Below are 2549 nucleotides of genomic sequence, written 5' to 3'. Positions count from 1 at the left end.
CTGAGCTTTTTGTTTTTGCGTTTTAACAAGAACCCCGTCCCGAAAGGTGCGGGGTTTTTTGCTGTGTGGGGTATATCTCCCCGGTGGCGCTGCGCTTACCGGGGCTACAGGATCTGTAGCCCGGACAAGGTGCGCAGCACCGCCTCCGGGGAGGTCCCTGTCTAAGGGTCAGCAGTTGCGACGTCAATCTTAGTCTGCTTCAGCCTGCTGCTCATGTATCAAATTCAATAACGGATACGGTTGCCCCAGATCGTCCGTCTCAGAACGCCCTGTCACGTTAAAACCCATCCTCTGATAAAACCCGACCGCTTGTTCATTCTGCTCATTCACATTCGTCGTCAGCTTTGGCGTTAACGACAGGGCATGCTCAATCAGCAATTTCCCCACGCCGCAGCCGCGGACATCCGGATCGACGAACAGCGCATCCATATGCTCTCCGGTAAGCAGCATAAAGGCGATCGGCTGGTCCTGGGTGTTAGCCGCCACCCACAGCGGAGCCTCCGGTAAAAATGCGCGTACCATCTCCTCCAGCTCCTTTCGATACGCTTTTGACAGAAAATCGTGCGTGGCGTCGACCGACCGACACCATATCGCAATCAGTTTATCCCCTTCATCTGGCCGGGAACGGCGGATGCTAATAACCATATTTTCTCCTTTTCTTCATTCTTATATTCTAACTCAATGCGCGCCGTGAAATTTTCTCACCGTGAACATGCAGACTCGACATTCACCCGATTCCTGGTTATCTTCAGCTATCTGGATGTCTAAACGTTTATACGTATGCTATGAGGTAATACAGTTATGCCAATTCGGGTGCAGGACGAGCTACCAGCCGTCAGTTTCTTGCGCAATGAAAACGTCTTTGTGATGACGACAACACGTGCAACGACTCAGGAAATTCGCCCCCTGAAGGTGTTAATCCTCAACCTGATGCCGAAGAAAATCGAGACGGAAAATCAGTTCCTGCGTCTGCTGTCGAACTCTCCGCTGCAGGTGGACATCCAGTTGTTGCGTATTGATGCGCGTGAGTCGCGTAATACGCCGGCGGAGCATCTGAATAACTTTTACTGCAATTTCGATGAGATCTGCGATCAGAACTTTGATGGCCTGATTGTCACCGGTGCCCCCTTAGGCCTGGTTGAGTTTAACGATGTTGCTTACTGGCCACAGATCAAACAGGTGCTGGAGTGGGCGAAGGATCACGTCACCTCCACGTTGTTCGTCTGTTGGGCGGTTCAGGCCGCGCTGAATATTCTGTACGGCATTCCGAAGCAGACCCGCGCCGAAAAGATTTCTGGCGTTTATGAACACCATATTCTGCATCCACACGCCTTACTGACCCGCGGTTTCGACGACTCTTTCCTGGCCCCGCACTCACGCTATGCTGATTTTCCGGCGGGACTTATCCGCGACTACACCGATCTAGAGATCCTCGCGGAGACGGAAGAGGGCGATGCGTATTTGTTTGCCAGCAAAGATAAGCGCATCGCCTTTGTTACCGGCCACCCGGAGTACGATGCCAATACCCTGGCAAGCGAATATTTCCGCGATGTGGAAGCCGGTTTGAATCCAGAGGTTCCTTACAACTATTTTCCGCAAAACGACCCGCAGAACAAACCGCGCGCCACCTGGCGGAGCCACGGCAATCTGCTGTTTGCTAACTGGCTTAACTATTATGTCTACCAGATTACACCATACGATCTGCGCCATATGAATCCTACACTGGAGTAATACTCTACACGAAACGATCCTAAAGCGTTTCAGCACTTTGCCTCTGGCACCTTCGGGTGCCTTTTTTATTTCCGAAATTCACTTCATGCTCAATGATAACTTTAATTCCATTGTTATCAATATGTTAACTCTATTTTAAAATTAAAATGGAAATTGTTTTTGATTTTGAAAATTAATTGAGTAGTCTTAATTGTGCTGAGCGAAAACTACACAACGATCTCTCGCTCGCTTCCAGCGGATCAACCAAGAGGAACAGCACAATGACGCAGCAGGCGACAATCACCGATGAACTGGCCTTTAGTCAGCCCTATGGCGAGCAGGAGAAGCAGATCTTAACGCCTGAGGCGGTAGAATTTCTGACGGAACTGGTGAGCCGCTTTGCGCCGGCGCGTAATAAGCTACTGGCCGCGCGTCAGCAGCAGCAGCAGGCCATTGATCAAGGTGTACTTCCTGACTTTATTTCGGAAACCGCTTCCATTAGAGATGGAAACTGGACCATCCGCGGTATCCCGGCGGATTTGCAGGATCGCCGTGTTGAAATCACCGGTCCCGTTGAACGCAAAATGGTCATTAACGCGATGAATGCCAACGTCAAAGTCTTTATGGCGGACTTTGAGGATTCGCTGGCGCCTGACTGGCGTAAAGTCATTGATGGCCAAATTAACCTGCGTGATGCCGTGAACGGGACCATCAGCTACACCAACGAGGCCGGCAAAATCTACCAGCTGCAGCCCAATCCCGCTGTGCTGGTATGCCGTGTGCGCGGCCTGCACCTGCCGGAAAAGCACGTCACCTGGCGTAATGAGGCCATCCCCGGC

Annotated in this window: 2 protein-coding genes and 1 pseudogene; 2 read left to right on the top strand and 1 reads right to left on the bottom strand. The window is 51.4% G+C overall.

Annotated elements, in window-relative coordinates:
- Nucleotides 1-189 precede the first annotated feature (189 nt).
- Nucleotides 190-645, bottom strand: a complete 456-nt coding sequence (locus ACZAHD_RS23080) for an acetyltransferase (protein ID WP_008807332.1) — start codon at nt 643-645, stop codon at nt 190-192.
- 156 nt (nt 646-801) lie between these two features.
- Between ACZAHD_RS23080 and metA the strand changes: the two genes are divergently transcribed.
- Complete coding sequence (metA, locus tag ACZAHD_RS23075) at nt 802-1731, top strand: homoserine O-acetyltransferase MetA (RefSeq protein WP_008807331.1); 930 nt, start codon at nt 802-804, stop codon at nt 1729-1731.
- 260 nt (nt 1732-1991) lie between these two features.
- A pseudogene (locus tag ACZAHD_RS23070) lies at nt 1992-2549 on the top strand (malate synthase A); the annotation flags it as partial.

The sequence above is a fragment of the Raoultella sp. genome (assembly GCF_039594335.1).
Lineage (GTDB): Bacteria > Pseudomonadota > Gammaproteobacteria > Enterobacterales > Enterobacteriaceae > Klebsiella.
The sequence above is the reverse complement of the archived record's forward strand: the minus strand, read 5'-3'. Positions and strand labels throughout refer to the sequence as shown.

What these genes read in the sequence shown, in the direction of transcription:
- ACZAHD_RS23080 (WP_008807332.1), bottom strand. Translation starts at nt 645, where the DNA reads ATGGTTATTAGCATCCGCCGTTCCCGGCCAGATGAAGGGGATAAACTG.
- metA (WP_008807331.1), top strand. Translation starts at nt 802, where the DNA reads ATGCCAATTCGGGTGCAGGACGAGCTACCAGCCGTCAGTTTCTTGCGC.